General features: G+C 54.3%; 4 protein-coding genes. All 4 read right to left on the bottom strand.

Going from position 1 to position 3006, the window contains the following annotated elements; genetic code table 11:
* A partial coding sequence (locus RMSM_RS14900; RefSeq protein ID WP_008697621.1) for an RNA polymerase sigma factor occupies window positions 1–575 on the bottom strand: 575 nt, incomplete at its 3' end.
* Window positions 576–584: 9 nt separating this feature from the next.
* A complete protein-coding gene (locus tag RMSM_RS14895; protein WP_040766837.1) occupies window positions 585–1271 on the bottom strand; it encodes an FHA domain-containing protein in 687 nt (228 codons plus the stop codon).
* A 598-nt stretch (window positions 1272–1869) separates the two neighbouring features.
* Window positions 1870–2643 carry a lipoate--protein ligase family protein gene (locus RMSM_RS14890; RefSeq protein WP_008697616.1) on the bottom strand — a complete coding sequence of 258 codons (774 nt, stop codon included), beginning with the start codon at window positions 2641–2643 and terminating at the stop codon, window positions 1870–1872.
* 41 nt (window positions 2644–2684) lie between these two features.
* Window positions 2685–3006: glycine cleavage system protein GcvH (gene gcvH, locus RMSM_RS14885; protein WP_040766833.1), on the bottom strand; the 322-nt coding region annotated here is incomplete at its 5' end.

Here is a 3006-nt window from a genome sequence, read left to right as displayed (position 1 = left end):
CATCGCTTCACCTCGGCGGCAACGACACTCTTGGAAGCGACCACAACTTCGCGTTGAAGCAATTGGTCCATGATGGCCACACGAGCCCGATGAACCCACGTTTTCGCGGTGCCCAGCGGACAATCCAGCTGGCTGGCGATCTCGGCGTAGTTCATCGATTGTTCGTGAAACAACTCAAATGCACGCCGATGGTTTTCCGGTTGCGAGGCCAGAGCCAAGCGAACTTCCTCGCGCAGCGAATCAGCGGCAATTTTCTCTTGTACGCGATCAGCCGCCGGTTCGACCGGAACGCCGGTGGCGACTTCGTGTCGATGCCGCGACAAAACGGTTCGACAACGATTCCCAGCGATCGTGACCAACCACGGTTCAATTGGTCGTTTGGAATCCCAGCGTGACAGATACCGCGCCAATCGAGAAAACGTCTCCTGAGTCATGTCCTCGGCGTCTTGGCGGTGACGCATGAACCGCATACAGACGCCAAAAACAAGCGAATGGTAGCGTCCGACCAGCTTTTCGAACGCGGCAGGATCGTTTTGGCGGTGACGTTCGATTAGAAACGCAGTCGATTCTTCCATGCCATTTTCCTAGCGACCGCTAAAGAATCGTTTCAGTGCATCGTCGGCTGCGTCGCGTGAATTCTCTTTCATGTTCTTCTTCATTCCCTCAGGCAGCTTCATCGGTTTCTGCTTATCAGGAATCTTGCGTTTCCGCGTTGACGAGTCCTCTTCGTTGACCGACAGCTCGGTACTATCGGAATCGGTTTCGCTTTTCGCTTCGGCGGGATGATCAAGCCGCAACTGCCGTGTTTCGGGATCCGAAATTTTGCGAACGCGATCGATCTGGTCCGCTTCGTCCAACCATGAATTAACGTCCACCTCTTCGAACTTGCTGTCACCCGATCCGGCTTGAACCACACGTGCGGCCGCATCTTCGACGTTCGCGACTTGCGGCTTCTTGGCGGCCTGCAAACCATGCTCGATCAGCACCTCGAATTCCAATTTGCCGATCGTCAGCTTGTCGCCTGGCTTGAGCACTTTCGCCATATCGGTGGGCAACCGTTTTCCGTTGACCAAGGTGCCGTTGCGACTCTTCAAGTCCTGGACAAGAACGCGACCATCTTTCAAGACAATAATGCAATGCTTGCGGCTGACCGATTCGCTCTTGGGACGCAGCGAACATGAATCGCTTCGTCCAATTAGAAATTTCTCGCTGGCAACGGCAATCTCCTTGCCCGCGTGACTTCCCGTCAGAACTTTCAACATAACTTTCATGAAGCACCTCTCAATTGATGGCTGACGTCCGCAACGCGAGAACAATCACCCCACCTCACTCGGCCACAAAATACTCTTGGACGCTCGTTCGCCAAGAATCATTTTCGCTTCCGCCTAATAACAACTGGGTTGCGAAAGGAACCCCAATCGTTTTTTCCAACATCCCTATCCGCAAACTCTCTACCACAATAGTGCATCGACGCACGAACATGGACTTCAAAAAGCACCTGATTAGCCTATTTGCCCCGAACGTTTCGGCGGCGACCGTTTTAACCGGCGCCCCCTTATTCCCACATCCTCGTCTTCGATCCTCTCGTCCTCCGCAGCGACCTACCCCCCGTCTAGAGTTCCTTCAACGGTGAGCTAACACTGCATATACGATAGAGAACCAATGTACATTATCGTCGATTTACCACCACAACCTCGATTCTAAACGGTCGCAAGGAAAGGATGATGCCTTTATTTTTAATTTAAAGCAAGTCCAGACGCCTTAACGGCACTTCCGACAATGGAACCGAATCGACCGCTCTGCTGGGGACACAGCCACCCTTCTGGTGCAAACGCCCGCACCTCCAAGCCTCGTATCTTTGGCTCGTTTTTAACGCTTTTCGTTCCAATCGGAGTGACCAAATCGGGTCGTTTGGATCTGTTTTGAACGCCGCGTCAGCGTCTCATCTAATTCAAACTTAACAAATTTCATACCAAACGCCTCGGCCATGTTCGACGCGAGCACCTCCGCCAGCTCCGGCGCTGCAATCGACCGAGGGGTCAGATTCACCACCCCCGGTAATTCGGGGGAGTGAGGACTAACGTCCATCAGGATGCTGCCGTGCTGTAAAACCGCCTTGCGACTAGTCCGCTGCGCACTTCCGCACACCTTATAGCCCGCCACGACCAAGTCTTCGTCCGTGCGTCGCTGAAAACAGAGGAACGGATCACAGCGATTCTCGTCCGACGCCGCCGTTTGGACCGCCTGTGATCCCAAATCGGCGTAACGCGACGCCGAGACGCCGAACCGCCCGAGCGACTCAAGAATGGCTTGATGGATTCGCTGGTAGAGATCCGATTTTGCTCCCGCAGGAACATTTTCAAGCGGCCACACGAAGCTGTACGTCAGTTCGTGGTGATGTACGATCGCGCCGCCACCGGTCCCACGACGAACGAAGGCGCAATTCGCACTGGGCGAATGAGCCAACCGATCACTTGCTTTTTGAAAATAGCCGAGCGAAACGGTCGGTTCGGACCAAGTGTAGAAACGGAGCGTCGGCACCGCATCACGGTCGACCGACTCCAACAGGGCCTGGTCGATCGCCATGTTCTCTGCTGGCCCTGCGGCGGCCAATTCGATCAATCTCGCTTGCAACGCGTTCACTTATCCGGTTTCGAGTAAATCAACAGCTCGCGTGCGAAGTATTAACCTGATTCGGCGCACTGCTTTTTGTAAGCGGCCGCATCCATCAACGACGAAAGATTCGAGTCATCGCTGACTTTGACTTTGATCACCCAGCCGAAGTCGTACGGATCGTCATTGAGTTGATCTAAGTTATCGGGCAACTCGCTATGGACTTCGACGACTTCGCCGGTAATCGGGCAGTACAACGGGCTGACCGCTTTTACCGACTCGACTTCACCAAATTCTTCGCCCGCCGTGACCGCTTTTCCGACTTCCGGCAGGTCCATATAGACGAGGTCGTTGAGCTGTTCGATCGCAAACGCGGAAATCCCGATGGTTGCG

Source organism: Rhodopirellula maiorica SM1, assembly GCF_000346295.1.
GTDB lineage: Bacteria > Planctomycetota > Planctomycetia > Pirellulales > Pirellulaceae > Novipirellula > Novipirellula maiorica.
The sequence above is the reverse complement of the archived record's forward strand: the minus strand, read 5'-3'. Positions and strand labels throughout refer to the sequence as shown.

Bases quoted from the DNA above. Each gene is read 5' to 3' on its own strand.
- RMSM_RS14895 (WP_040766837.1), bottom strand. From the start codon at position 1,271: ATGAAAGTTATGTTGAAAGTTCTGACGGGAAGTCACGCGGGCAAGGAG.